The organism is Amycolatopsis balhimycina FH 1894 (assembly GCF_000384295.1).
Taxonomy (GTDB): Bacteria; Actinomycetota; Actinomycetes; order Mycobacteriales; family Pseudonocardiaceae; genus Amycolatopsis; species Amycolatopsis balhimycina.
In genome coordinates this window covers 3026087-3051340 of the sequence record NZ_KB913037.1, presented here as the reverse complement: position 1 = coordinate 3051340, position 25254 = coordinate 3026087, and the positions used below count along the sequence as shown (strand labels likewise).

Annotated in this window: 26 protein-coding genes and 1 pseudogene; 15 read left to right on the top strand and 12 right to left on the bottom strand. The window is 67.2% G+C overall.

Translation table 11 applies throughout. The annotated features are described in order from the left end of the window. Nucleotides 1–6: 6 nt before the first annotated feature. Together A3CE_RS0113020 and A3CE_RS56470 are read right to left on the bottom strand one after the other, a co-directional pair. The gene (locus A3CE_RS0113020) at nucleotides 7–666 is read right to left on the bottom strand and encodes a hypothetical protein (RefSeq protein ID WP_125591633.1); all 660 of its coding nucleotides are present in this window, start codon (nucleotides 664–666) and stop codon (nucleotides 7–9) included. Nucleotides 667–678: 12 nt separating this feature from the next. After that, nucleotides 679–1095: a hypothetical protein gene (locus A3CE_RS56470; RefSeq protein ID WP_125591631.1), complete on the bottom strand. Its 417-nt coding sequence runs from the start codon at nucleotides 1093–1095 to the stop codon at nucleotides 679–681. An 846-nt stretch (nucleotides 1096–1941) separates the two neighbouring features. On the opposite strand from A3CE_RS56470, the gene A3CE_RS51020 reads away from it, so the two are divergent. The 3 genes from A3CE_RS51020 to A3CE_RS55105 all read left to right on the top strand — a co-directional run bounded on the left by A3CE_RS51020 (nucleotide 1942) and on the right by A3CE_RS55105 (nucleotide 5838). Further along, nucleotides 1942–2331 (top strand): FCD domain-containing protein, encoded by a 390-nt coding sequence (locus A3CE_RS51020; RefSeq protein ID WP_084641524.1) that lies wholly within the window; start codon nucleotides 1942–1944, stop codon nucleotides 2329–2331. 637 nt (nucleotides 2332–2968) lie between these two features. Next, nucleotides 2969–4720 (top strand): class I SAM-dependent methyltransferase, encoded by a 1752-nt coding sequence (locus tag A3CE_RS55110; protein WP_125591629.1) that lies wholly within the window; start codon nucleotides 2969–2971, stop codon nucleotides 4718–4720. 146 nt (nucleotides 4721–4866) lie between these two features. Next, the gene (locus A3CE_RS55105) at nucleotides 4867–5838 is read left to right on the top strand and encodes a TauD/TfdA family dioxygenase (RefSeq protein WP_084641518.1); all 972 of its coding nucleotides are present in this window, start codon (nucleotides 4867–4869) and stop codon (nucleotides 5836–5838) included. Between the two features lie 403 nt (nucleotides 5839–6241). On the opposite strand, the pseudogene A3CE_RS0113005 reads toward A3CE_RS55105, so the two are convergent. After that, nucleotides 6242–6469 (bottom strand): annotated as a pseudogene (locus A3CE_RS0113005) (IS481 family transposase); the annotation flags it as partial. Between the two features lie 95 nt (nucleotides 6470–6564). Between A3CE_RS0113005 and A3CE_RS51015 the strand changes: the two are divergent. The 4 genes from A3CE_RS51015 (at nucleotide 6565) to A3CE_RS0112980 (ending at nucleotide 9738) form a co-directional block, all read left to right on the top strand. After that, on the top strand, nucleotides 6565–7110 hold the full coding sequence (locus A3CE_RS51015; RefSeq protein WP_221761425.1) for a replication-relaxation family protein: 546 nt from the start codon (nucleotides 6565–6567) through the stop codon (nucleotides 7108–7110). A gap of 95 nt (nucleotides 7111–7205) precedes the next feature. After that, nucleotides 7206–7676, top strand: a complete 471-nt coding sequence (locus tag A3CE_RS58585; protein WP_260473754.1) for a ParB N-terminal domain-containing protein — start codon at nucleotides 7206–7208, stop codon at nucleotides 7674–7676. Then, nucleotides 7673–8356: a response regulator transcription factor gene (locus A3CE_RS0112985; RefSeq protein WP_020640520.1), complete on the top strand. Its 684-nt coding sequence runs from the start codon at nucleotides 7673–7675 to the stop codon at nucleotides 8354–8356. The genes A3CE_RS58585 and A3CE_RS0112985 overlap by 4 nt, the downstream gene beginning before the upstream one ends. Next, entirely contained in the window at nucleotides 8353–9738 is a 1386-nt protein-coding gene (locus tag A3CE_RS0112980; protein ID WP_020640519.1) for a HAMP domain-containing sensor histidine kinase, read from the top strand. The genes A3CE_RS0112985 and A3CE_RS0112980 overlap by 4 nt, the downstream gene beginning before the upstream one ends. Here the strand turns inward: A3CE_RS0112980 and A3CE_RS0112975 are convergent. Beyond that, on the bottom strand, nucleotides 9715–10215 hold the full coding sequence (locus tag A3CE_RS0112975; protein ID WP_020640518.1) for an SgcJ/EcaC family oxidoreductase: 501 nt from the start codon (nucleotides 10213–10215) through the stop codon (nucleotides 9715–9717). The genes A3CE_RS0112980 and A3CE_RS0112975 overlap by 24 nt on opposite strands. 109 nt (nucleotides 10216–10324) lie before the next feature. On the opposite strand from A3CE_RS0112975, the gene A3CE_RS0112970 reads away from it, so the two are divergent. From A3CE_RS0112970 to A3CE_RS59845, 3 genes are read left to right on the top strand one after another with little or no spacing between them, the layout of a single operon-like run. Continuing rightward, entirely contained in the window at nucleotides 10325–10510 is a 186-nt protein-coding gene (locus tag A3CE_RS0112970; protein ID WP_020640517.1) for a hypothetical protein, read from the top strand. A gap of 48 nt (nucleotides 10511–10558) precedes the next feature. After that, nucleotides 10559–11329, top strand: coding sequence for an aminoglycoside phosphotransferase family protein (locus tag A3CE_RS0112965; RefSeq protein WP_026468427.1), 771 nt, complete (start codon nucleotides 10559–10561; stop codon nucleotides 11327–11329). A gap of 53 nt (nucleotides 11330–11382) precedes the next feature. Continuing rightward, a complete protein-coding gene (locus A3CE_RS59845) occupies nucleotides 11383–11577 on the top strand; it encodes a helix-turn-helix domain-containing protein (protein WP_020640515.1) in 195 nt (64 codons plus the stop codon). Between the two features lie 16 nt (nucleotides 11578–11593). On the opposite strand, the gene A3CE_RS0112955 is transcribed toward A3CE_RS59845, so the two are convergent. After that, nucleotides 11594–12835 (bottom strand): alpha/beta hydrolase, encoded by a 1242-nt coding sequence (locus tag A3CE_RS0112955; RefSeq protein ID WP_245589505.1) that lies wholly within the window; start codon nucleotides 12833–12835, stop codon nucleotides 11594–11596. Nucleotides 12836–12915: 80 nt separating this feature from the next. On the opposite strand from A3CE_RS0112955, the gene A3CE_RS0112950 reads away from it, so the two are divergent. The 3 genes from A3CE_RS0112950 (at nucleotide 12916) to A3CE_RS0112935 (ending at nucleotide 15531) form a co-directional block, all read left to right on the top strand. Further along, nucleotides 12916–13227 carry a PadR family transcriptional regulator gene (locus tag A3CE_RS0112950; RefSeq protein ID WP_020640513.1) on the top strand — a complete coding sequence of 104 codons (312 nt, stop codon included), beginning with the start codon at nucleotides 12916–12918 and terminating at the stop codon, nucleotides 13225–13227. Between the two features lie 196 nt (nucleotides 13228–13423). Then, the gene (locus A3CE_RS0112945; protein ID WP_020640512.1) at nucleotides 13424–13984 is read left to right on the top strand and encodes a hypothetical protein; all 561 of its coding nucleotides are present in this window, start codon (nucleotides 13424–13426) and stop codon (nucleotides 13982–13984) included. A 312-nt stretch (nucleotides 13985–14296) separates the two neighbouring features. Then, a protein-coding gene (locus tag A3CE_RS0112935) for an IS3 family transposase (RefSeq protein ID WP_245589481.1) occupies nucleotides 14297–15531 on the top strand; the annotation gives its coding sequence in 2 pieces (ribosomal slippage) (nucleotides 14297–14576 and nucleotides 14576–15531; 1236 coding nt in all). 202 nt (nucleotides 15532–15733) lie between these two features. Here the strand turns inward: A3CE_RS0112935 and A3CE_RS0112930 are convergent. From A3CE_RS0112930 to A3CE_RS59840, 6 genes are all read right to left on the bottom strand, one after another. Beyond that, a complete protein-coding gene (locus tag A3CE_RS0112930) occupies nucleotides 15734–16561 on the bottom strand; it encodes a hypothetical protein (RefSeq protein WP_125592569.1) in 828 nt (275 codons plus the stop codon). 630 nt (nucleotides 16562–17191) lie between these two features. Further along, the gene (locus A3CE_RS53485) at nucleotides 17192–19510 is read right to left on the bottom strand and encodes a polyprenyl synthetase family protein (protein ID WP_084641515.1); all 2319 of its coding nucleotides are present in this window, start codon (nucleotides 19508–19510) and stop codon (nucleotides 17192–17194) included. A gap of 147 nt (nucleotides 19511–19657) precedes the next feature. Then, nucleotides 19658–20311 carry a hypothetical protein gene (locus A3CE_RS0112920; RefSeq protein WP_125592571.1) on the bottom strand — a complete coding sequence of 218 codons (654 nt, stop codon included), beginning with the start codon at nucleotides 20309–20311 and terminating at the stop codon, nucleotides 19658–19660. A gap of 159 nt (nucleotides 20312–20470) precedes the next feature. Beyond that, a complete protein-coding gene (locus A3CE_RS56465; RefSeq protein ID WP_125592573.1) occupies nucleotides 20471–20770 on the bottom strand; it encodes a hypothetical protein in 300 nt (99 codons plus the stop codon). Nucleotides 20771–20853: 83 nt separating this feature from the next. Then, nucleotides 20854–21594 carry a hypothetical protein gene (locus A3CE_RS0112910; protein WP_245589504.1) on the bottom strand — a complete coding sequence of 247 codons (741 nt, stop codon included), beginning with the start codon at nucleotides 21592–21594 and terminating at the stop codon, nucleotides 20854–20856. A 409-nt stretch (nucleotides 21595–22003) separates the two neighbouring features. Then, complete coding sequence (locus A3CE_RS59840) at nucleotides 22004–22699, bottom strand: AraC family ligand binding domain-containing protein (RefSeq protein WP_425387537.1); 696 nt, start codon at nucleotides 22697–22699, stop codon at nucleotides 22004–22006. Nucleotides 22700–22790: 91 nt separating this feature from the next. On the opposite strand from A3CE_RS59840, the gene A3CE_RS0112900 reads away from it, so the two are divergent. Beyond that, nucleotides 22791–23720: an NmrA/HSCARG family protein gene (locus A3CE_RS0112900; RefSeq protein ID WP_020640506.1), complete on the top strand. Its 930-nt coding sequence runs from the start codon at nucleotides 22791–22793 to the stop codon at nucleotides 23718–23720. Between the two features lie 96 nt (nucleotides 23721–23816). Further along, complete coding sequence (locus tag A3CE_RS0112895) at nucleotides 23817–24716, top strand: NADP-dependent oxidoreductase (protein ID WP_020640505.1); 900 nt, start codon at nucleotides 23817–23819, stop codon at nucleotides 24714–24716. Here the strand turns inward: A3CE_RS0112895 and A3CE_RS0112890 are convergent. Further along, entirely contained in the window at nucleotides 24683–24934 is a 252-nt protein-coding gene (locus A3CE_RS0112890; RefSeq protein WP_020640504.1) for a hypothetical protein, read from the bottom strand. The two genes, A3CE_RS0112895 and A3CE_RS0112890, sit on opposite strands and share 34 nt — an antisense overlap. Nucleotides 24935–25254 lie beyond the last annotated feature (320 nt).

The following is a 25254-nucleotide window of genomic DNA, read 5'->3' as shown; positions in this document are numbered from 1 at the left end:
GGGACATCACTCACGAACCCAGTCGAACGTCACGCGCGTGCCACCGGCGAGGCGCTCAAGTCCGCCGAGAACGTAGGTTGTGCTGACCAGGCCGGCCGTCTTGGCTTTGCGGAAGGACAGCCGCTGGCCGTTGCGCACCTGATGCGTCCAGAGTCCGACCGTGTCTTCGAAGCGGCGCGCGCCGCCCCATACGGCTCCCGTGTGGATGTTCCACGAACTGCCGGTCTCGCCATCCGGAACGTTGATCTCCTTCCACCACCACAGCATGCTGGTGATCCGGAACTCGACGACCTCGGCAGGCACCGTGCCCGGTCGGATGTCGGCCCGAATGACATCGCCGTCGTCGAGCAGGGAGCCGTTCTCCAGTTCCGCCCACGCGAGAGCGTATGGCCATTGATGGCTCAGGCCCACGTAGACGAGATTGGCGGTGGGAGTGTCCAGTTGTACTGGCGGCCCGGTGCTGGTGGTGACGGTGTAATAGTGCGGCGAGAAGACTTCGATCGTTTCGTAAGGGCGCAGCGAATCCAGGAACGTGTAGACGGTGGCGCCCACGGGGTCGACGCGCGGGGGACCGTCCGGCAGGATGGCCGGGCCTCCCGGCCGTCTGAACGTCGCACCGGGCGCCGGGGTGACGGCGCCGAACCACTTCACCCGGAATGCTTGCACGGCTGGTTCCTCTCACTCCCCGGCAGGCGCAGTAGGCGTGTGCTCCACTCGCGGACGCGCCAGCGGACCGCCTTCGGTCACGAACACGGTGGATTCGCCGGGATGTCCTCTCCCCGTTGTGTCAGGGAGCGGAGGCAGTGGAGGCAGTGGAGCCCGGGCGGGCAACGGATGGCGCCGAAGCTCCAGGAGCTTGGCGACCAGATCCGCCTTGGAGGCGAGCGGGAAATAGAACGCGGGAGCCCGGCGGAGGGCTTCGAGTGGAACAGTCCTTTCCGGACGCTCGCCTGCGTTTTCGAAAAGGGTTTTCAGTGAGTCGATGGGGTATGTCAGGAAATCAAGAGAGCGCACGTCGTCGACGAGATCACTGATATCCGGAAATTGATCGAGTACGACGTTGATTGCGTCCAGGTCGTCGGCGTCGTATGTCATTTCTCCTCCAGCGGATGACGGGGAGGCACGTAGCTAGTCTCCTCTTGTGGTATGGGCTGTCAAGCGGCGAAAGGGTTCATTCTGCAACGGTTTATTGGGGAGTATCCGACGATCACTGTTGCGCGAGGTTGGTGCATTTCACACGGTGCGAGATGCGACCGAGTGTACAATTCTCGAATTGTGGGCAACTCTGCGCGGTACGATCATACTTCTCTCCGCGGTTTGGCAAGGCGTCCGTACAAGGGCGGCATGTGATCCACCCTTCACGATGATCGGCAGCTGAGCTACACCGACGGTCGGCTGATCACCACCCATCACCCGGTGGCCACTTCTAGTAGATTGTCGTGGCCAATTCTCGGGGTATGGGTGGCGGAGTTTGACGCGTGCGTCGTCGGTGGTGTGAACTGCCGGCGGACTTGACGTTGTTCGGTGTTGATGGCGTGTTGCCAGGCGGCGAGTTCGGCGTTGAGGGTGTCGAGGTCGCTGATGCGGCGGTCGGGACATTGCCGGGGACAGTGCGGAGAGTTCGATCTCGGCGATGGTGAGCCAGGACCCGTGTTTGGGGGTGTGGTGGATCTGCAGGCGCTGGGCGAGGGCGAAGGCCTCGTCGGGCGTGAAGGCTTCGTAGAGGCCCGGCCCAGTCGATTGGTTCGCTGGGCCAGGGTTCTCGTCCATGCACACGACCGGGCGGGCGGCGTCGCGCGGCCGGGAGTAGACAGCGAGCACGTCCTCCATGCGGGCGGCGAACTCCGCGTTCACCCGTAGCGGGATGTTCCAGCACTTCCTCAGATGAGGACGCAGTTCCGTTTTCTTTAGGACCCGGCCGACGTCGTCGAGCTCGACAGCCTGCGCGGCGCGCTCGAGGACCTCGCGGTCGAGCAGGTGATCGCGCACGCGTCGGACGAGGATCTCGCCGTCATCGAGAAGGCGACTGGGGCGATGGGCCACGCCACGGATCCGCACGTGATGGTGGGCCTGGACATCGCGTTCCACGATGCTGTCTTCGCCGCCGCCGGCCATCGGCGTCTCGTCGCGGCCTGGGAGGCCATCCGGTGCCAGGTCCACCTGTTCCCGCTGACCCGCATCGGCCGCAGTACCGAGGGGTACCTCGGCGGTATCCCGCAGGAGCACCACGCTCTGGCCGCGGCCCTGCGCGCCCGGGACCTCGCGGCACTCCGCCTCTTTGCCGCTCACCGCCGTCACGCGATGGACGTGCTCACCAGTTCGCCGGTCTGAGGTTGGCTCGGTCTGTTGGGCGCCGGTGACGACTCGTAGCCCGGTGGGTGGCTCGCGAACTCGCCCGCCCGGCGCGACGAACCCGGCCTAGCCGCCACGCCCCTCTGCCGAGTGCGGCAACATCTCCTTGACCACCAGCCCACCCATACGGTGGGTGACGAAACTCAACGGACGCTGCACGATACCGTGATTCTCCAACTCAGCGGGAAGATTGACCGCCCGGTCCTCGATACACTCCCGCTCGCGTGGCTCAAACCGGCAAACCCGCTGACAGCCGAGTAGTCACCCACACGGGTGATCTGCGAGCCTCGTGCCGTGTTGACGATAGAAAGCAACAAGCCAACCGCGACTGGTGCACCGCGTTCGGCCCGGTCGGATCGGATCTTCCGGCCGTGCTAGAAGTGGCAAAGCAGGCGGGGGTTGGTGGGTCGGCGGCGTGTGCTGGACTCATCTCTCGATCTGTCGTGGTGTCCGCCCCAACGTCACCCGTCTATTCACCTGAACGATCACCGCAGGTGGGGCACCGCCACGCCGAAACGCCAGCCACCTAGGTAGGCTCCGAGGCTCTCTGCATTCACCGCATCGGACGATTCGAGCGAGCTCACGCTCTTGCCGCGTTCCGCTACTATCTGGCGAGGTGAAGCGAACCAGGCGTGTGTCGGTCGAGCGGCTTGTTCTTGCGTTGTCCGGCCTCGCCAGTGTCACCGTTGGCCTGCTTGACCTCGTTGGGCTCCTCGACGTACCTGCGCTTGCGCAGAAGTTGCCGCAGTTGACGTTGCTGGTGGGCGGCCTGGTACTGACGGTTCTCGCTATCAATGTACCGATGTGGTCGAGTCGACTACGCGACGAGCTCGTTGAACTGCGCAATGATATGAAAAACAACAACGTAGATCTGCGAGGCGAGATTGGCAGGCTTGCAACGCATGTCTCTTCGTCGCATATCGACACGTTTCCATCTCTCATCGAACAGGTGGACCCCGCTCTACTTAGGGTATTTCGTCCTTATCTGGAGGCATCGTTCAGAACGCCGACACAAGTGTTGAATGAGCGACGGTTCCAGTTAAACGATATGGAAAGCTATCGCAATTACCACCGGCGAGCGCACGAGGAAAATTCGGGTTCGACTTTCTTTGCGACCAGTCTTCCTTATCGTAAATGGTTTTGGCTGGGAGATTATGTTGAGCGAACAATCAAGAATTTCGTAGCAGCTGGCGGCTCGATTACCCGAATCTTCTTTATACGTGATGATGAGGAAGTGACGGATTCCGCAGAGGTGCAAGGGGTTCTGGGCGCTCAAGTCAAACTGGGGGTCGAAGTGCTTCTGGTGAATGTCATGCAAGTTCCACCGTATCTCCGAAAGTTCTTCTTGGTGGAAAGTGCGCAAAAGTTCGGCTGGGAAGCAATCCGTGGACCGGATGATAGGGTTACCAGTCTCAACGTGACGGCGAACCCTGCTGATACTGCGCGCTACTATTCTATGTTTCAACAGCTACGGCAAATGGCTGTTCCATATAACCCTGGCTCGATACTGAGTCAACAAATCGGCGCAGGAGGTCACGTGTCAGTTAATACGTCGCAAGATCCGGTAGCTTTCCGGGAATTTGAGTTCTCAGGCTGGCAAGGCGCGGTGGAGAAATACCATATGGCTTGGGGGCGCTTGACGCAAAAGGCTGCAAGCTCGTTGCTTGACGCTATTGGCGTGACTGAATCCACCAAGCTCCTTGATGTCGCCAGTGGCCCAGGTTACGCTGCTGCAATTGCGGCGGATCGTAAGGCAGATGTTCTTGGCATGGACTTTTCTCCACAGATGGTCCAAAAAGCTCAATCTCTATTTCCCCATGTCACGTTCCAGGAGGGTGATGCCGAGGGTTTGCCCTTCGAGAAAGAGACTTTCGATGCGATCTCAATGAATTTTGGAATGCTGCATCTCGGCAATCCTGAGAAAGCTATCAGCGAGGCGTTTCGAGTCCTAAAACGAGGCGGCCGATTTGGCTTTACTGTATGGGCGCCGCCAGAGGAGGCTGTGGGATTTTCTGTCATCCTCAAGGCTGTCAGCGAATACGGCCAGCATGTGACTGTTCCCCATGGTCCTGACTTCTTCTATTACAGTCGCCCGGATGAGTGTCGAGTTGCTCTTACTGCCGCAGGATTTGGGGCGCCGAAGGTCATACTGCTCGATTTGACATGGCAACTTGACGACCTGGATGATCTTTTTTCGGCGTTTCTGCACGGGACAGCGCGGACTGGTGGCCTGCTTCGCGCGCAAGATGCTCCCACCCGCAACAAGATCGAGAAACGCGTGCGGGAAACTGGTCGACAGTTCCAGAATGGAGATGGAAGCGTTTCGATCCCCATGCCGGCGATACTTGCGGTAGGAACAAAAAACTAAAGGTCTGTCTGGCAATTGAGCCTGCGGCCTTCGTTCGGCCTGTATTTCTTTCTCGTTGGTCGCAGATGGTTATTGGGCCGCAGGTTTAATTGTCTTACCTTCCTATAAGGCGTCTCAAACTGGCGCACGTGAAATCGGGAGTACCTATGGCTGAGGTCGCCGCCTTAGTGGTAACAAACATTGAACAACAGCAGATCCTCCACTTGGCAACGCAGCTTGAAGTAAGCCCGCAAAAACAGCAAGAATACTGCACTCAAGCCGGCCTTTTGGCAGCCGACCTTCCGGTGCGCCTCCGTGGCCGCATTGAGGAATTCTTTAGTCGATCACACGGATCTGCTCTAATTATCTCTAATCTCCCTATGGGGACGGTCCCGCCGACCCCTCAAGGAAATAGTACCCATGTCGGGCAAGGTACTCTGCTCGCCCGAGTGCAAGCGATCATTAATCAGCGATTGGGGTCGATGATCGCCTATGAAACCCAAGCATCGGGGCAACTATTTCACGATCTCGCCCCCTCAATTGACGAGGGGAGTCTTCAGACGAGCGTTAGCTACGACGTTGAACTTGATGGGCATACCGAGCAATGTTTTAGTCCACTCCGACCTGATTTCTTGAGTCTTGCATGTCTGAGATCCGATCCAAGTGCTCATACGTACATCTTCCCGGCTGTCGAGATAACCCAATGCATGTCGCCGGATCAGCGCGATAGATTATTTGAGCCTATGTGGGAAACCGGTGTAGATACCTCATTTAGAATGCTCGATCAAGGGTTCGGTTTGACGGCTACACGTGGCCCGATTTCGCTGCTGCAAGGAGACTACAACGAGCCATTTATCACCATAGATGAAACTCTCACCAAGGGGCTAACTGTTGAATCGCAAGATCTGCTAGACCTGGTAATCACGCTGTATCGTGAGCGTCGAACCAAGATTGTTCTTGTAGCCGGAGATCTCCTTATTCTCGACAACAAGAGATCCATGCATGGACGTTCCTCCTACCCGGCCCGCCTGGACGGCACCGATCGATTTCTGCTAAGGACGTTCATTGCCCAGTCTGGTCGGGCAATTGAATTTGCAATGCGCGCCGACTCTTGCGTTATTTTGGCCAAATACAGCTAACATCCACTGCTGGGGCGGGACTACGACGAGGCCCTGCGCATCCGCCGCGACGTCGAACTGCCGGTCTACGAGCGGCTGGGCGACACCACGCTCGCCATTCGCGTGTGCGAGGATCGCAACCAGTCGACGGCGCCGGCCAAGCCACGCAGCGTGCGCGCAACGCTGGCCATCCGGGACCAGCGAGGATCGCAACATCCAGGACAACATCAACTGGATCGGGGCCGCTCGGCAGCGCTGGCCGTCCACGTCACCTCAGAGGACCGGTCGATCGACTTCCCGATCACCACGACCGGAGCACTCTGACCAGCCACCTTCCCCTCTTGATGGTCACAAACGAGGGAGCATTTATGCTCCATAGCGGCGTCGATCGACTTCGATTGAGGCCGAATCAGGGCGTGAGCGAGGTAACCCGGTCGATGCGGGACAGGTGGTTGATCCGGCAGCGGGTCAGCACCGCGTGCACGGTCGATGCCGGCAGGCCGAGCCGGCCGCCGATCTGGATCGGGCCTAACCGCCGGCGCCACCACACGATCTGCCGCACCACCGGGGCCGGCGTGCGGTTCGGGCTGTGGTGTGGACGGCAGTTGCGGTCGGTCATCCCGGCCACGCCTTCGGTTCGGTAGCGGTCGGCCAATTGCGGTCGCTGTCCGCGCTGGCGTCAGTTTTTTCGTTGCTGGGGAACGGGAATCCGCGTGGGATGCTCGCGCGCTGCGCTGGCTCGGCAGTATGGCTGGTGCTGGCCGAACCGTCGCGAATGGAGATCAGGCACACGTCAGCGCAGCCAGGGCCGCCGGGCATCAGCGGGCGGATCTGAGCGGCACGGGAGATCGACGGGGCGTCGTGATCGTCGACGCCGTCCTGCACTACGTCCTCGAAGAGGCCGGACGCCGGTCCCAGCGGACGCTGTTCGTCGAGCTGGACCGCGCGACGATGCCGGTCGCTCGGCTGGCCCGCAAGCTTGCCGGCTACATCCGCTGTCACGACCACGCCCTAGCTGGGGCATGCCGGAAGCCCGCATGGCGAGAGCGGTATCCCCGGTTCCCGCGGGTCCTGATTGTCCTGTCCGGTTCCGAGCAGCCCGTGCTCGAGCGCCGGCTCGCCGACCTGCGCGCGCACGCCCAGGCCATGCCCCTCGTGAGCACCGCGGCCGGACGGGTCGACCTGGTCGCAACCACTCTGCCCCGGCTTCAGGATCACGGCCCGCTGACGCCGGCGGCGATGCCGCTGCTGGGTGACCCGCGGTGGGTGAGTGTGTTCGGCCGGCTGTCATGACCGAGGTCGTGGCGCAGTTCGGGCTGTCGCCGCGGCTGCGGCAACGCCGGTTCGCGCTGCTGCCGCTGCGCGGCGAGGGCACGCCGTTCACCTAGCTGCCGGGCCGGCTCCCTGGCGACGTCACCACGCCGTCTGACCTCGCGGACCTGATCTCCTCTATCACCAGCGTCGGACTCCTGCAGCCGGTGCTGGTCGAGGAGATCGACCCGAGCGACGGGACGCATCCGGCGATGAAGCTGGCCGCAGGGGAGCGGCGGCTGCGCGCGTGCCGGTGGGGTGCGGTCAACCGGCCGGACAACCCGCACTTCGCCGCGCTGCCCGCGGTGGTCTGCCCGGGGCCGCTGCCGGACGAAGAGCGTCGGATCTGGCAGCTCGTGGAGAACCTCGCCCGGGAAAGCCTCCGCCCGGGCGAGCTCGCCGCTGCTGTCGGCACAGGGCCCGCCAGTTCGGGTGGGTATGTGGGGGACCTGCCCCGAGTCGCCGGAGTCCGCGCACGTCCGCAGTTCGATCGCCGCGCCCCGTGCGACGGACCCTCGGGCGCTGCTCACCCTTCTGACCTGGCATGATCGTGTTCGTGCGGGTGTTGCTGGTGGAGGACGACCAGCCGATCGCCGACTCGCTGCGGCGTGGTCTGGTGCGGTACGGCTACGAGGTCGTGTGGGTTCGGACGGGCGCTGAGGCGCTGGCCGCCGGGCCCGCGGACATGGTGCTGCTCGATCTGGGGCTGCCCGATGTGGACGGTCTCGACGTCTGCCGGGAGCTGCGGGCGCGGGGTGACGTGCCGATCATCGTGATCAGCGCGCGGGCCGACGAGGTCGACCGGGTGGTCGGGCTGGAGATCGGGGCCGACGACTACGTGTCGAAGCCGTTCGGGGTCCGTGAGGTGATCGCGCGGATGCGGGCGGTGCTGCGCCGGGTGCAGCCGGCCGCGAAGCCCGCTGAACCGGAGTCGTTGTCCGGTGGGCGGCTCGTGATCGACCGGCGGGCGCGGCGGGTGCACGTGGACGGTGCCGATGCCGAGCTGGCGCTGTCGCCGAAGGAGTACGACCTGCTGGCTTTCCTTGCGGACGCGCCGGGCGCGGCGCTGACCCGTGAGCAGATCATGGAGGCCGTCTGGGACGCGAACTGGTTCGGCCCGACGAAGACGCTGGATGTCCACATTGGAGCATTGCGCCGCAAGCTCGGAGACGCGGCTGTGGTGGAAACCGTGCGCGGGGTGGGGTTCCGACTGGTGGCCGGCGGGTGAAGGGCCCGACGTCGCTGAACCGGCGGCTCGTGGTCAGCTACGTGCTGCTGGTGGCGATCGCGATCGCCGCGTTCACCGTGCCGGTCGCGTTCGTGCTCACCGGCCAGCTGCGCGGGGACGTCGAGACGTCGGTGCGTCGCGAGGCCGACACCGCCGCGTTGCTGTTGTCCGCCGGGGACCTGCCGTCCCGGCAGGCGCTGGCCCGGCTGGCCGAGGCCTACGAGAAGGAGACGCCGGGACGGCTCGACGCCGTGCTCGCGGACGGGACCGCGCCGAGGCCGCTGCCGGTGCCACGCGCCGCGGACGACCCGGCGTTCCGCGCCGCACTGGCCGGGCAGGTGCCGGCCCGCTGGGGGTACGCGGCCGCGTTGGACGCAGACGGGCTCGTCCTCGCGGTGCCCGCCCGCGAAGCCGACGGCCGGGTCGTCGGGGCGATCCGGGTCAGCTACCCGTCGGCGCCGCTGGCCGCGCGGCAGCTGCAGATCTGGGGGTTCCGGGCGGTGCTCGCGATGGCGGTGCTCATCGTCGCCGCGTTCCTGGGCGCGTTCTTCGCCCGGCGGCTGACGCGGCCGTTCCGGGAGCTCAACCAGATGGCCGGGCGGCTGCGTGACGGCGAGCTGACGGCCCGCGCCGAGGAGTCGGGGCCGGTCGAGACCCGCACCCTCGCGCGGACGCTCAACAATGCCGCGGAAACCATCGACACGCTGGTGCGGGCGCAGCGGGCGTTCATCGCCGACGCGTCGCACCAGCTGCGCACGCCGCTGACCGCGTTGCGGCTGTCGCTGGACAACATCGCCGATGGTGTGCACGACCCGGAGGTGCACGAGGACGTCGACCAGGCCACGGCCGAGGTGGTCCGGATGAGCCGGCTGGTCAACGGGCTGCTCACCCTCGCCAAAGCGGAGGCCGCGGTCGGCTCGCCGGAGCCGGTGACGATCGCTGACGCGGTGGGGGAGCGGCTTGAAGTCTGGCGGGCGGTCGCCGCCGACCGTGGTGTCGAGCTGCGTCAGGAGCACGCGGACGGCGAGTTGCTGGCCATGGTCAGCCCTGGGCACCTCGAGCAGGTGCTGGACAACGTGCTGTCGAACGCGCTGGCGGTGTCGCCCGACGGCGGCGCGGTCAGTGTGTCGAGCCGTCGTCACGAGGGGCAGGTGCTGCTGGAGGTCGCCGACGAAGGCCCCGGCATGTCCGAGGCCGAGCGGCTCCGGGCGTTCGACCGGTTCTGGCGGGGCCAGGGCCGGACCGGCCCGTCGGGGTCCGGCCTCGGCCTGGCCATCGTCAAGCAGCTGGTCACCGACGACGGCGGCACCGTGACACTCGGCACTGCGGATGGCGGCGGGCTGTGCGTCCGGATCGGGCTACCTCTCGGGCATCGCCGATGAGTGGTGGTTCACGATGAGCCACTTGCCGTCGCGCAGTTCGTAGACGTAGGTGTAGCGCGCCCGCACCAGCTGTGCCTTGCCGTCCTTGGTCAGGGTGAACTGGTAGACGCCGGTGTTGATGGCGGTGTCGGCGTCGAGGACATCGACGCTCTCGTCCTCGATCACGCCTTGTGGCTTGTCCTTCAAGAACTTGGTGAAGTAGTCGACGATCTCGGCCCGGGTGCGGCGGACCTGGTTGGACACCGTGGGCAGCAGGACCGCGTCCGGCGCGTAGAGATCGGCGACCCGCTGCGGGTCGCCAGTGGCCAGCGCGGCGTTCCACTGGGGGAACAGGTCCGCGATCTGTTGCTGGGTAGGGTGGGCCGGGGCCGCCGGTGCGGGGGCGGGGGACGCGGTGGCCCCGGCGGCGCACCCGGTCACCACCGCCGCGGCCGCCACCGTCGTCGCCACGATCGCACTCATCCGAACCTTGCGCATTTCGCCTCCTCGTGGGGAATCCCTTATGAGTCCACTGTGGATCAGCGGCCGGAAGCGGATTGCCAGCGAAAGGACAAGACCGGAGAAGGGTTTCGCCAAGGTTTGGCGGGTGAGTGAACAGGGTGACGGTCTCAAGGACGGCGAGCCGTCGGCGGCTGGGGTGCCGGAGGGCAGTACTTGCCGCCGCGGCATCGTCGAAGCGCTTTCCGGGACCGGGCGGGTCGAGGTCGATTCGTCCGCGTGCCTCGAAGTCTTGAGTGGCGGATGTTCTGTGGACTTCCTGCTGCAGGCGTAGTGGAAATCATGGGGAGGACGAGGGTGGCTGCGGGTAGGGTTCGCGTGCGTGACCGGTGAAGACGTGTTGCAGAACAAGCCGCATCGGCGTGTTGTACGAATCGGCGACACCGTCCGCAGGCCCACCTATCCGTGGTCGCCGGCAGTCCATGCTCTGCTGCGGCATTTGGAGGCCGTGGGCTTCCCGCGTGCACCTCGCGTGCTGGGCGTTGACGAGGAAGACCGGGAGGTTCTGACGTATCTGGAGGGCGAGTCCGGGCCACAGGGCTGGGCCAAGGTGGTCGACGATGCCGGCCTGACGAGGTTCGCCCGGTTGCTGCGGGACTATCACGACGCGGTGGCCGGCTTCCGGCCATCCGATGAGCTCAGCTGGTTCACCGGCGAGAGCGGCACCGGCAGCGACGAGTTGATCCGCCACGGCGACTTCGGTCCGTGGAACGTCGTCTGGCAAGGCGAACAGCCGGTGGGAATCCTTGATTGGGACTACGCTCGACCTGGCACCCGGCTCCACGACGTCGCCTACGCCTTGGAGTACGTCGCTCCCTTCCGAGACGACGCGGAGTGCCTTGAGTGGCTGCGTTATCCCCATTCTCCCCATCGGCGGCACCGCTTGGAGTTGTTCGCCGGCGTGTACGGCCTGACGTCCACGTCGGGATTGGTCGATGCTGTGATCGAGGTCCAGCGGGACGGCATCGAGCAGGTCCGGAAGCTGGCCGGCGCGGGATATCAGCCCCAGGTCGACTGGGTCGCCAAGGGCCTTCTGGTGGAGTTGACCAACAGGCTCGCCTGGAGCCGGGCCCATAGGCACATGTTCGAGTAGGCGGCAAGTTGTGAGGCAACGGTCGCTCACAACTGGGGTGTGCGTGTGCCGACGTGCCAGACCTGGACACCGGCAACGCTTGCCATCGTTACTACATCAGTGTTGAATTTTTCCGGACCGTAGGGCTGCTGCACATCACCGCCGGAACCGCCAAGACCCACGTCGCCCACCTGCTGCTCAAGCTCGCCGCCCGCGACCGCGTGCAACTGGTGATTACGGCCTACCAAGCCGGTCTGGTCACGCCTTGACCAAGGCACGCGCCGTTCAGGACGCGATGCGCTGAACGTCGACCTGGGGATAGGGCGGGGGGCCGGTCAGAAGCGGTTCGGGCCGGCCGCGCGTCACGTGGTCGGCGAAGGCGGTCAAGTAGGCCCCGGTGATGGTCAGCGCCTCGGCGCCGTTGATCGGGCCGAGGGCGAGCTGGGTCCGGATCGGCGCGGCGAGGTAGTAGGTGCCGTAGTCGCTGAAGTTGAAGTGTTCGGCGCCGTTGATCCGGTAGCACCAGGTGGGTCCGGTGGTGGCGGCCAGCAGGACGCGGGCGGTGTCACGGTCCGCCTGATCGCCGGCGTCGGCTGGTTGGCAGATGCCGGTGATGCAGGAGTTCTCGCTACCGACGAGGAGCATCGGTTTGGTGAGTCCCGTGTGGACGACCGTGCCGTACTGGGTGCCGTCGAGGTCGGCCGCGCCGGCGCAGTGGGGATCGGAGCTGCATGCTTCGAGTGCGGCGGCGCCACCGAAGGAGTGGCCGAGGTAGACGGTCGTGGTGGCGTCGACGTGTCCGGCGAACCGGCCGCTGGAGTCGAGTGCGGCGACGTGGGCGGCGGCAAAGCGGTCGTCGGCCGCCCAGATGCCGACCAGCCGGTCGCCTGCGGCCTGGGCCGGACCGGCGTGCAGGTCGGTGGCGTCGAACACCGGCGGGTTGCCGGCGTCGGTCGCGGATACGGTCTGTCCGTTCAGGACGGTCAGGTTCGCGCTGTAGGTCGGGGTGACGCCGGTGACCAGGTATCCGTGGCTGGCCAGGTTCTCCGCGATCGTGGTGTATTGAGGGGCGGCGAGGCCAAGACCGGGAGCCAGCACGGCGATGGGGAACCGGCCGCCGGCAACCGGAACGTCGGCGAGGGCGTGGTCGTGGACCTCGTCGAAGCCGGTCTCGCCCAGCCCGGGCACGCCGCCCAGGTGTAATCCCGACCAGGCGCCTGGGGTGTAGGGAGCGGGTTGCGCGTCTGGACCGGGGGCGGCGGGGTACCACAGCCAGACGGACAACTCCCGTGGCGTGCCGGGCTGAGGCGCGAGTGAATCGGTGCGGGTGTGGTCGGTCCAGCCGATGATGGTGCGGCCGACCGGATAGGCGCCGGTCGGAGCGGGCAGCGTGACCGGCTGCGCCGCCCGGATCGCGACATAGCCGACGTAGCCGCCGAGCGCGACGGCGAACCCGAGCACCAGGACGAGCAGAATCCGCAGCGGGCGCCGCCGTCGCGCCCGGCCGTTTGATGGGCCTCGTTCCATAAGGCGGATAGTACACGCTGCGTACTACGTGGCACGTAGTATCGTGCGGCGTACCATGCTGAGGGGCAGGAGGAGGACGCATGCACGGCAACGACGCGCAAATGCTGGTGCTCACCGCACTCGCGGGCGGCCCGCTGCACGGTTACGCCATCAACACCGCGATCGAAGTACTGACCGGGACCCGGCTGGGTCCGGGCAGCCTGTACGGCGCGCTCGCGCGCCTGGAGGCACGACAGCTGGTCGAACCGGCCGCCGGTCGCTCCGACGCGCAGGATCGGCACCGCACGGTCCGGATCACCGCGGCCGGACGGGAAGCGCTCCGCGTGGAACTGGAACAGCTGGCCCGGGTGGCTCAAGCCGGCCTCCGCGCGCTGGGCGTCGCCCCGGCGTGAAGGTCTCCGCGCTCCTGGTCCGGCTCTACCCGCCGGCGATCCGCCGGCGCTGGGGCCCGAGATCGCCCACGAGGCGGACGCGGCCGGGCCTCGTTCGTGGCCGAACACCGCCGCCGGGGCCGCGAAACTGTGGCTGCACCCGAGTGAGTGGCCGGAAACCGCAGCCGGACAGACCAGCCACGTCCTGGTCACCGCGGTGGTCACGGTCGTCACGACGGTCGTGCTGCTGCTGCGCGCGGCCGGGCCTACTTCGCTCACGGCGACGGTCGACCACCCCGCCACCAGTGCGTGGCTGCTGCCGATCGTGGCCGGGGTGGCGCTGGCCTCGCCGCTGCCACCCCGGCACTGGGTTGCCTTAGTGCGGCTGATCGCCGCGACGGCCCGCACCCTTGCCGCGCCCGCCCTCGCGCTCGCCGCCCTGTATTTCCTCGCCCATAGCGGACTGGCCGACCACCCCGCCGGCGCGCTCCAACCCTTGCTGCTCGGCTGGTACTGGGCGACCCTCGGCTTCGCCGGGGTACGCCTGTGCCTGCTCATGGGGCGCGTCGGCCGGATCGCCATCATGCCGAGCACCCGCCGGCTGCACGTCGCACTGCTGTTCCTCGGAGCCGGGCTGGCGCTCGCGGCCGCGCAGACCCTCGTCATCCCCAGCGGAACTTTGCCGGTTGCCACTGCGGTATCGGCCTGCGGACTCGCTGCCCTTGCCGCCGCGGTACTGATCGCCGGGCTCGACCTGCGCCGCATCCCGCCCGGGTAGCCACGACGGTGTTCAACGCGAGGACTCCGGCGGCAGCGGGAGCGGAGCAGACACATTGTGTGAGTCGTGACCTGGGGATCCCCGGGCCGGATCGGGCGGTTCGCGGAACTGTCAGAACTGTTCGTTTGCGCGAAAGCAGACCGCAGCAGGTGGAGCTGGGGCAGCGCCGAATCCGATGGCCCCGAACAGAGATCCGAATGCCTGCCGGTTGTCACGGGCCGCGGCGACCACGGCGTCGACAACCGGCGGTGACCACAGCCGTGTCCCGCCCCGGGTTTGATGGAGACATTCAAGCCTGGATGATGAGGACTGATGGCCCCACCGAAGAAGTACCCAGACGAGCTGCGTGAGCGGGCGACCCGGATGGCCGTGGAGGCGCGGCGGGATCCAGCGGCCGCGACCGGGGCGATCAAGCGGATCGCCGACCAACTCGGGATCCACCCCGAGGCGCTGCGGACCTGGGTCAAGCGCGCGGAGACCGACGCCGGGGACCGGCCGGGCACCACGAGCGGTGACGCGGAGCGGCTCGCTCAGCTGGAGCGGGAGAACCGTGAGCTGCGGCGGGCGAACCAGATCTTGAGGTCAGCGGCCAGTTTCTTTGCGGCGGAGCTGGACCGTCCGTCGCGATGAAGGTCGAGTTCGTCGACTCCCAGAAGGAAGAACACGGTGTCCAGCCGGTCCTGCAGGCGCTCAAGCAGACGCCCGCCGAGATCGCACCGTCGACGTACTACGCGGCCAAGTCCCGCCCGCAATCGGCCCGTACGGCACGAGACCGGGAGCTGACCGCGACGATCAGGCGGGTACACAAGGACAACTACGGCGTCTACGGGGCGCGGAAGGTGTGGAAGCAGCTCAAACGCGAGGGCGTCGACGTGGCCCGATGCACGGTCGAGCGACTCATGCGCGAGAGCGGACTGCGTGGCCTGCTGCGCGACAAGTCTCCGCGCACGACACGGCCGGCGGCGGAGACCAGCAGGCCCGCTGACCTGGTGGAACGTGACTTCACGGCCACGCGTGTCAACGAGCTGTGGGTCGCGGACATCACCTACGTGCGCACCGCCGCCGGCTGGGTCTACGCGGCGTTCGTGCTCGATGTCTTCTCCCGCCTGATCGTCGGCTGGCAGGTCGCCACCAGCCTCTACACCGAGCTCGCGCTGGACGCGCTGCAGATGGCGATCTGGCGCCGCCAGGCCGCCGGCGCGGACCTGACCGGGCTCGTCCATCACAGCGACCGCGGCGTGCAGTACCGGGCAGTGCGCTACACGCAGCGCCTTGCCGAGGCTGACGCTGTCGCATCCGTTGGCAGCAAAGGAGATTCCTACGACAACGCGATGGCTGAGGCGTTCAACTCGTTGTACAAAGCCGAACTCGTCCGCAACCGCGGACCATGGCGCGGTATCGACGACATCGAGATCGCCACCGTCGAGTACATCGACTGGTACAACAACCGACGCCTGCACGGCGAACTCGGACACGTACCGCCCGCCGAGCACGAAGCACTACACGCGATGACCCACACGGTCACCGCAACCCTGGAAACCAGTTAATCCAGTCTCCATCAAACCCGGTACTTGACAGCCGAGCGAGGCCGGCGATCTCGCGTAGGTGGTCTCCGAGGCAGTCGTGGAGGGCGTGCCGGTAGGCAGTGCCGGGGTCGGTTTCGAGGGCGGCCGTGCCGGCCATCGCTCCGGACAACACAGCATAGGAGATGCCTTCGCCGGTGACCGTTTCCAGCGAGTGGCGTGGTGGTCAGGCCGTGCACAGCGGTGTCGGGATGGCCGGCGCCGGGAGACGGCTGAAGTCGAGGGTCACCGGGGAGCAGTGGACCGTTTCGGTTGTTCCGTTGTCGAGAATGGTCTTCACCGTGAGGTCGGGGCTGGCGATTGCCAGGACCGGGGGAAGGCTGGTGGTGACTGTGAGGGTCCCGGTCGTACCGCTGATCTGTGTGGTTCCCACGCCGGGAACGGTCATGGTCAGGCTGCCTGTGCAGCCTCCTCCGGGAGGGACGGTGATGCCAACCGGCGCGATGGTGACGGTGAAGGTCGCCGGGGCGCTGCACTTCAAGGTGCCGTGGACGGTGTCGAAGTTGGGCACGGTCATGGTCAGGGCGCCCTCACAGGAACCGGAGAGGACCTTCACGGTGAGGGTGGCGGTGAGCACCGCTATGTCGCCCGCGCAGGTCAAGGTGCCGGAGGCGGATTGGGTCATGGTGAGTGTGCCGTTACCGCCCAGCACGGTGATCTCGCCGGTGGTGGTGTTGATGGTCACGGTATCGCCGTCGAACGTCCCGTGACCGGCGAGGAAGCCCGGGATGGAACCAGTGCCGGTGCAGTGCGCGGGGGCCACGGTGAACAACCCGGGCGTGGGGGTGGCGATCGGACCAGGAGCAGTACAGGTAAAGGCGCCGCTGGCAACGGAGGCTATGTCACCAGTGCACGCGATCTGGGTGGGTGTGGTCAACGCGCACGTCAGGGTCACACCAGCCGCCGTGGAACCATCGGGCGCGGTCCGCGCACCATCCGCGGCCGCCCCAGGCGCGGCCACTGAGAGAAGGGCCAGGACCGCCGCGGTGACCACGACCAGCGTGGCCCTGCGCGCACGGCGGTGTGCGGCGGTGAGGCGACACCACGAGAACATGACAAACCTCTATTCTTTTTCTGTCGATCTCCACACGTTTCTGTCGGGTGTTCACAGGTTTGGCCACCCCCGGAGATCCTCCCGGAATTAAACCTCGGCTCCGAGGTGGCGAAGTGGCCTCGGACTCGGACGGTCGCCCAGGATGGGCTATTTCCACTCACGTCGCCCGTCCGTGGAACTGCCTTGGTCACGCGTGTGGCGGTGCGCCGCCCAGTCATTGTTAACCGCGCCACGTCGCGACCGCAATCGCGCGGTAGAGGGATTCTTCCAATGTGATGTGCTGGCTGGTCCGATTTCTGGCTGGATCTTCAAAGCTGCGCCGCGAGGTGCGGCTGGCCAGGTACGAAGCGGCGGTGGTTGCCGTTGTTTTCGCTCGTTGGGGTGGTTGTGATCCGACTCCCGATACAATCGGACCGCTCGATCCCTCCGCTCGGCGGGGCACTGCGGGCTGAGCAGCGACGAGAAGCTTGAATCCAAGGACGTGCTATTTCCTGGGCGTTCAACGGCCAACGTAGCGACCAGCCGCGACATGATCAGCGAACGGCTGGTGGCCGGCCAGTGCAGGTGGCGTTAGTGGGACAGGTCGCGGTAGGCGGAGTAGGTGCCGAGCATGCGGGCGAACACACTGGCCTGACAGACCGGGATGTGGGGCGTCAGCTTGATCCAGGCCTGGTCGACCAGCCGACCGGCGTAGGCGATGCTCTCGTCCACCGCGCCGCAGTCCTGCAGGATGTCCAGGCAGTCCCGCACTGTGGCGGGATCGGTGGGGCGGGCGGCGACGGTTTGCCACAGTTCGCGCATCCGGGGCCGGGGCAGGATCCCGACGGCGCGGGCCATCGGGAAGTTGACTTTGCCGGCGCGGATGTCCTCGCCAGGGCTGCGTCCGGTTCCTTTTTGTTGGTGTGCGGGGTAGATGGCGGGAAATCCGCGGCAGACGTCCAGGGCATCATCGGCGACCTGGAAGGTCGTGCCAACGGTCTCGAAGTAGTCGGTCAGGGCGGTGGTGAGGGCGGGTGGGCTGTCCGCGAGCAGGGTGGCGATGATGGCCAGTCCGCGGAACGCGGCGGCGGTTTTGAGCCGGTAGGTCACGATCAGCCGCTGGCTCAGGGGTTCGGGATCGCCGGTCTCGATTGCGTGTGTCATCGCGTCGGTGTGCCCGTAGAGGTCCAGGGCTTGCCCGGCGTGCCCCGCCCGCAGGATCGCGCCGTATGTTTGGTAGATCTTGTGCCAGGTCGGCTCGTCGACGCCGTCGATGGTGCGCGCGACCCGGTCGAAGGCGAAGTACGCGGCGCAGCCGGCGTTGATGGCCAGTGCCTCGCCCACGACCTGGTGTGCGGTGGGTGCGCCGCGGCGCACCGTTGAGCCGTCCTCGATGTCGTCGACGATCTCCGATCCCACGTGGAGCAACTCGGCGGCGCTCATGATGGTGTGGAAGCGTTCCCCGTCGCCGCCGGCCAGATGCAGGGCGACCATGAACATGTACGGGCGCCAGCACTTGCCGCCGTGGTCGACCAGGTGCCGCACCGGCCGCACCAGCGCCGCGCCCAGGTCGTCGTAGGGCAGGTGGCTGAGCAGGACGGGGTCGGTGGAGCCGACGAGCCCGCCGGCCGTGGCCGCGTCGACGCGATCGGGATACAGCTCCCGGATCAGGCGCCGGACGTGCCGGGCGGGGCCGGCCAGCAGGTGTTCCATGGAGGCTCGGCGGCGGGCCGGCAGGACCTCGGCGAACCCCGTGCCGTGCACCGTCGAACCGGCCGCGGTGCCCGACACAGAGACCCGGCCTTTCCAGAAATCGCCCAGGGTGAAGGTGATGCACTCCTGTCGCGGTGAGACCGCGGTCAGGGTCAGGTCGAGTCCGGCTTGGACGCTGCGCAGTCGCCACACCGTCGGATACTCCGCGAAGGACTGCACGGAGATCCGTTCCTCGGTGCCCGCGCAGTCCAGGTCGTCCAGCGGGATGGACTCGCCGGTGGCGGCGATGGCGACCGCGAACCGGCATCGTTCCACGGCTCGGTCCTCATCCCGATTCCAGTCCAGCACCACGTACACAGTCAGGTCCCAGCCGTTGTCCAGGTGTACGCCCACCCACCACCAGCAGCGCTCCATCACCTCCACGGCATCGAGTGGCATGCGCAGGGAGCGGATCCGATCACCGAACTGGTGGTGGTACCACCCGATGCCCGAGCTGATCGGGCGCGCCTCACCTCCGGTCACGACCGCACCGGTCACCGTGCCGCGGGGGACGAAGTAGTGGAACATCGATCCGGCCGTATCTCCGCGGCTGCCGGGGATCACGCCGTCCACGCCGAACCGGATGGTGGGCTTGGTCGGCTCGAAAGCCACGTCGAATCCACAGCTTCCGTCGGCGGAGCGCGCCGGCACCCGGTAGGACCCGTCGTGCTGGCGTGTCAGCGAGGCTGCTTCGCCGTAGGTCAGCGCGAGATCGTCCCACCGAACCGACACCGGCTCGACGAGCAACCGTTCCGGCGGTATCGGGACGTCCCGGTCCAGCACTTCCAGCATGGCCCGGCGCAGGTTGGGCTCGACCACGTCGGTCTCGCGCAGCAGTTCCCGGCCGAACCGCAAGCCGTCCCGGTCCAACGCGGCGTCCCAGACGTACCGGTCCGCGGTGACGTCGTACAGACCCCACGAGACCACATGGCCCCGCTCGATCTCGCCCGCATCCGCGGTGTCGCGGTAGGCGGAGGCGACGAACACCACGAATCCCGAGAACTCCCGGCCTTCGGCATCGGTCGCGTGGAAGTGCAGCTGCCAGCACTCCACCCCGGCGGACAGGTGCGGCCGATCGTCCGGGGCGAGATCCACCACACCCTTGCCGTCCGGCCAATCCGACGGTCGCGCGGGCGCGGGTGCGGCAGAAATCGTCATACTCCGGACCTTCCAGCAGCCATCATCGACACCACAACACTGCGTACCGGACGTTCCCCCACGCGCAAACCGAGCACACCCGCGGACGACAAGCCCCAACCTTGAGTCCTATGTGGACCACTCACGGCTGGTGGCGGGGAGCGGGGATCAGGACAACGGTGAGAGGTAACTCCCCTGGATGGTCACGTGGGCGACCACCGTGTCGGTGGTGATGTCCGGGAAACCGAACGACCGCATCGACGTCGTGACCAGGTCCACCATCTCCCGCGTCATGCGCACGGGCAGGTTGGACATCTTCAAGGTCGCCGGCGCCCCCAGCACACCGGGAACGACAGACAGGACACCCTCTGCCGTGTGCCAAGTGAACATCGGCCGCACGCCGCTGTCGACGTTGTTGACCATGTAGCGAGCCGACATCTGCTCGTCCCGGACATCACCCGCCAGCCGGGTGACCCGCACCTCGGCGGCGGCTTCCCGCAGGACGAAGCCACCGTCCGCGGCAGCCGTGCCCTGGGCGTGGGCGGGGTTGGCGAGGGCGGGATCGCCTTGCGCCGAACGCAGGGGAAACCGCAGTCCTCGCCGGCCGTCGCGCTGGATCAGCTCAGCCGGGGCGATGGCCTCCACGGTCGTGCCACGCCGGTCGGTCTCGGTCTGGACCAGTGCAGTCCACAGGATCTCGAGCCACCCGTCCTGGGCCGTGCCCAGCACTTCGGCCGCGTCAGCAGAAGGGGACAAGGCCGTGGCCGCCAGCAACGGCGACGACAGCACGCCGCCCAAAACCGATCGTCGAGACACACCCATCGCCAGCTGCCTTCCTGACCGAACCCGCGGAACAGTCCACAGGGGATCTTCGCGCCCCGGCTGCCCGCCGTTCCCGAATCCAGCACAGCTACACCCCGACGAGGGACAACCACCACCTGTTCGCAGGAGCGTTCTTCACCCAGCCCAGCCCTGGACGGTTCAGGACGTGATCTCCGACGAGGTTGCCGCGGGCACGGGCGATTCGAGCAGCTGCCGGCAGCGGTCGCGCGCGCCGACGACGACCGCCTGAGCCATCCGGGTCGGTGCGTACAGCGGACGCCGGTCGAGGCGATCGTGGAGCGCAACGAGCTGATCGCCGAATACCGGGCCAGCCGTGATCCGCGGAAGGTCGAGGCGGTGAAGTGGCAGCGTCCGGTCGGTCCGGCGTCGCTGCGTCGAATCAAGGAGACGTTGCGTGCGATCTTGCGGCCGGCGGTGGACCAGGGCCTGCTGACGCACAACGTGGCGAAGCTGGTCGAGTTGCCGCCGGCGGTGCGGCCGAAGCCGAAGCTGTGGACTCCTCAGCGGACCAGCCCACGTCGTCACGGCGGTGGGAGGACGTCCGCGACGTCGGCGACCTGCTTGAGGAACGCGTCGGATGGGTGGCCTTTGATCGGGTCGGTTTCGGCGATGACGACCAGCTTCCCGTCCAGCCGCGACCGGTAGTGCTTTCCGGTGAAACGGAAGCCGCCTGCTTCGAGAATCTCCGTTGCGAACGGAGTCACGTCCCCGGATCCGTACGTGTCTTCCAGCCGGCCGAGCTGTGTGGCTGATTCGGCCGACGGCATCTTCACCCACGTGACCGAGCCGGCGATCGTGTTTCCGTTCTTGTCCTGCACGACGAACAGCAGCTGGTCGAGCTTGTCGCACGGATGACGCAGGAAGAACTGCTGAACCTGGCCGAACGACTGGACGGCGCACCGCAGGTCGTTCTTGATCTCCTTCCTGATCTCCTTGAGAGTCAGCCGTCGCCATGCCTCGGCGCGATCGCCGTTCCGTGCGGCTTTCTTGCTGTTGGCCGTGTCCGCGTCGGACACGCTCCGGGTCGTCGCAGCGTCGAGCCCGGCGCCGACCGAAGTGACAACGTCTCCGCCGCTCGCTGCCGCCACAACTGTCGCCAAGACGGCCGCGCCGAGAACGCTACCTTTCTTGATCCATTTGCCGTCCGGGCCTCTGGGCTGGTTCGGGTTGAAGGGCACGCGCTGCGCTCCTGAGTCGAGTCGGGGTGCGATTCGACTTTGCCGGAACGGGAGCTGGCGGAAAACTGCGAGCACGAGAATCACCTGATCGTCTCAATGTCCGCCGTTCCGCCGTGGCGTTCACTTACTCCGTCACGTAGATCTCCGATGGCACCGTGGCCCGGTACGCCGAATCTCGGGCGTGCACGTGCTCGACTTGACGTATTGCCGCCGTTGATCACACGACGGGAAGGTCTGCCGGTCAGAACCCGCGCTCGGTGACAAGCGTGGTAGCAGGCCGTTCGGCTGGCAGAAGGTGCTGCGGGACGGCCTCTGCTCTTCGACGCGTCACCGCGCCGATCGGGGAGAGCGCGGCTGGGGAGCAGGAGGCGCACCAGCGCCCGCGACGAACGCCTCCGACGAGCTGTGCCGCGTCAGCGACCGGACACTGAGGTCGCTCAGCGTCGCACCGGCCGTCGATCCGGCGAGGAGCTCTGGGTGGTGGAGGAGGGAGTCACCCTTCCAGCGTGGGCTCCGGCACCATTGGGCTGCCTCCGATGTTCCGCCGGGAACTACGGCTACCCCGCCAACCTCTCACCCATGGGAGCTGCGGGAGGACCGAGCCGACGAGCGATAGCGGCCGGGTGTCTGACCGACCAGCTCGGTGAAGGCGTCGATGAAGCTGCTGGGGTCCGACCAGCCCAGCCGGATCGCCGTGTCGGTGACCGAGGCACCGTCGCTGAGCTCGATCAGCGCCCGTTGGGTGCGCAGCAGGGCGCAGCGGCTCCTGTGCGGCGCGGGCGAGCTCGGCGAGTACGACGTCGATCAGCAGTCGCGCACGGGGGCTCTCCAGCGGCTCGCCCTCGCTCATCAGCGCCAGATAGGCCTCGCGCAGCAACGCGCTCGCCACGAAGACCGACGGCTCGGCCGGCAGCTGTCCGGTCAGCGTCACGGGCAGCGACAGCACCCGGATGTCCGTCTCGCCGTACGCCTTGCTGCTGTGCACCGCGAAGGGCGGCACCCACATGATCCGGCTGGCCGGCGCCACCCAGGTGCCCACCTGGGTGGCTGTGACCAGGGCCCCACGTGCGGCGTAGCGGAGCTGGCCGTGGTCGTGGAAGTGCGCGGCCACGTCGGCGCCATGGGCCAGCGGCGCCGACAACGGCGCATCGTCGGTGCAGAAGCTCGGCTCGCCGCTGGGGTCGGACACGCGATCGAGACTACCCGGCACTGGCGGGTTATCGGAAAAACCTGGCGCGATACCGGTGGTGCGCCTGGCGCCGCAGACGCATCGTGGAGACATGTCACGACAGATCAAGCTCGAGGACGCCGCGCCCGCGTCGTCCTCCCCCACCGCCACACAGACGATCGGCACGATCGCAGTCTTCGGCGCGACGGGGCAACAGGGCGGGGCGGTGGTCGACGCGCTGCTGGACCACCAGGCCCCGGTGCGGGCCCTGGTCCGCAACCCGCAGTCCGACCGGGCTCAGGCGCTGGCCGCCCGCGGTGTCGAGCTGGCGGCCATTCGGACCGACGACCCGGCGTCGTTGGCCGCCGCGCTGACGGCGGTCGAGGCGTTCTACTTCATGACCCCGGCGGCGGACAACCTCGAAGAGGTCGAGACGGAGATCCGCATCGGCACCGCGCTCGTCGACGCGGCGGTCGCGGCACGCGTCCCGCACGTCGTGTTCAACTCGGCCTTCGGCGCGGACCGGGAGTCGGGTGTGCCGCACCACGACTCGAAGCACTCGATCGAGGAGCACCTGAGGAAGTCCGGCCTCAGGGCCGCGATGGTTCGCCCGGCCCCCTTCATGGAGGTGATGGCACCGAGCCTGGAGCACGGAGAGATCGTGCTGAGGCTGCCGCTGCCGGAGGACGTCGCCGTGAAGATGATCTCGGTCAGGGACATCGGCCGGGTCGCCGCCGCGCTCCTGCTCGACACCGCGGAGGCACCTGGCGGAGCCGTTGAGCTCGTCGGCGACGAGCTGACGGGCCCTCAGATCGCCGCGGCGTTCGGCGCGCGCGCCGGGCTCCCGGCACGGTACGAGGCCCTCCCGTTGAGCGTGCTTCCCAGCGACCTCGACAGGGCGATGTTCCGCCAGTTCGCGAAGGCGGCGGAACACCCGTCGGATCTTGCGGTGGTGCGGGCGATCGAGCCGGCCACCCTCGACCTGGCCGAGTGGATCCGATCCACTGGCTGGACCGCGCCCGCAAACGTGGCTGGCTCCTGAGCCTCCGAGCCTGAACCAGCCGAAGTGCCGGTGCGGCCGCCGCCGGTCCCGGCCAAGTTGATCTTTCACTTGGAGCGACGAGCATTGGAGCAGGACATGAAGGCGATCACCTACACCGAGTTCGGCGGCCCGGAAGTCCTCCGCCTCGCAGAGGTCGACGAGCCGCACGCCGGACCCGGGCAGGTTCGGCTGAAGGTCGTGGCGGCAGGGGTCAACCCGCTCGACTCCAAGATCCGCAACGGGTGGAGGCCGCAGGTGACGCCGCCGTTCCCGGTGATCCCCGGCGTGGAGGCGGCCGGCGTCGTCGACGAGGTCGGCGAAGGCGTGACCGGCGTCGCGGTGGGTGACGAGGTCCTGGGCTGGACCGTCACCGGCGCGTACGCCGAGCACGCGCTGGCCGTCGACTTCGGCCCGAAGCCCGCGGACCTCGACTGGGACCTCGCCGCGGCGCTGCCCGTCGCCGTCGAGACCTCGGTCCGCGTGCTCGACGCCCTCGGCGTCGGGGAAGGCGACACGCTCCTGCTGCACGGAGCCGCGGGTGTGTCCGGCGCCGTCGGTGTTCAGCTCGCGGTCGCCCGCGGCGCCACGGTCATCGGCACCGCCTCCCCCGGCAACCACGACTACCTGCGCTCGCTGGGCGCGATCCCGGTCGCCTACGGCGCCGGCCTCGCCGACCGGGTCCGCGAGGCCGCACCGCAGGGCATCGACGCCGTGTACGACGCCGCGGGGGCGGGCGACCTGGAGGTGTCGATCGACCTGCGCGGCGGCACCGACCGGATCATCACCATCGCAGATACGAAGGCCGCCGAGCTGGGCGTCACCTTCTCCAGCCCCGGCGCCCTGTTCGGTTCCCGTCTCGGCGAGTACGCCCGCCTCGCAGCCGACGGCAAGCTCACGGTGCGCATCGCGCAGAGCCTTCCGCTGGAGGACGCTGCGAAGGCGCAGGAGCTGAGCGCGAGCGGTCACGCCGCCGGGAAGCTCGTCCTGCGGCCGTAGCTCAGCGCCCGGCCGGCTGGGGAGGCACGACGGCAGCGCGTCACGGTCCTGGCGAACCCGGCCGGCTCGTCCGCCTCCACCGGTCCTGCCTGCCGCAGGTGGCCGAGACCGCGGGCGAGCAGCAGTTCCGCCTGCTCCTCGCACCACGTCCGCCCGGCCCCGGCCCCGGCCGCCGCGGCCACGAGGCGAAGGCCGCGGCAGATCGCGGCGGTCGGCACGGCGCCCCGGGCCAGCCCGCCGTGAGAACCGCCACCACCCCGCTAGCGCCGCCGGCCGGCAGCCACATCGGCACAGACTCGAGGTCGCGGTGCCAGCCTGGGGCCCCGGTGCTGCGCCGGTACCGGTGGCGGAGGTGAGCGCGTCCGCGGGATGGGATGTCAACGGCAGGTGCCGCCACGGCGCGGACATCAGGGCGCCCTTGCACAGCTGCGGCACCGCGATCGGGAATTCCGGGATTCGGCCGCCGCGGCGCGCCGGTCCTAGCGCTCAGTAGCGTGTCTGGCGTTGGAACCACATTTCCGCGGAGGCGCACGAAGCG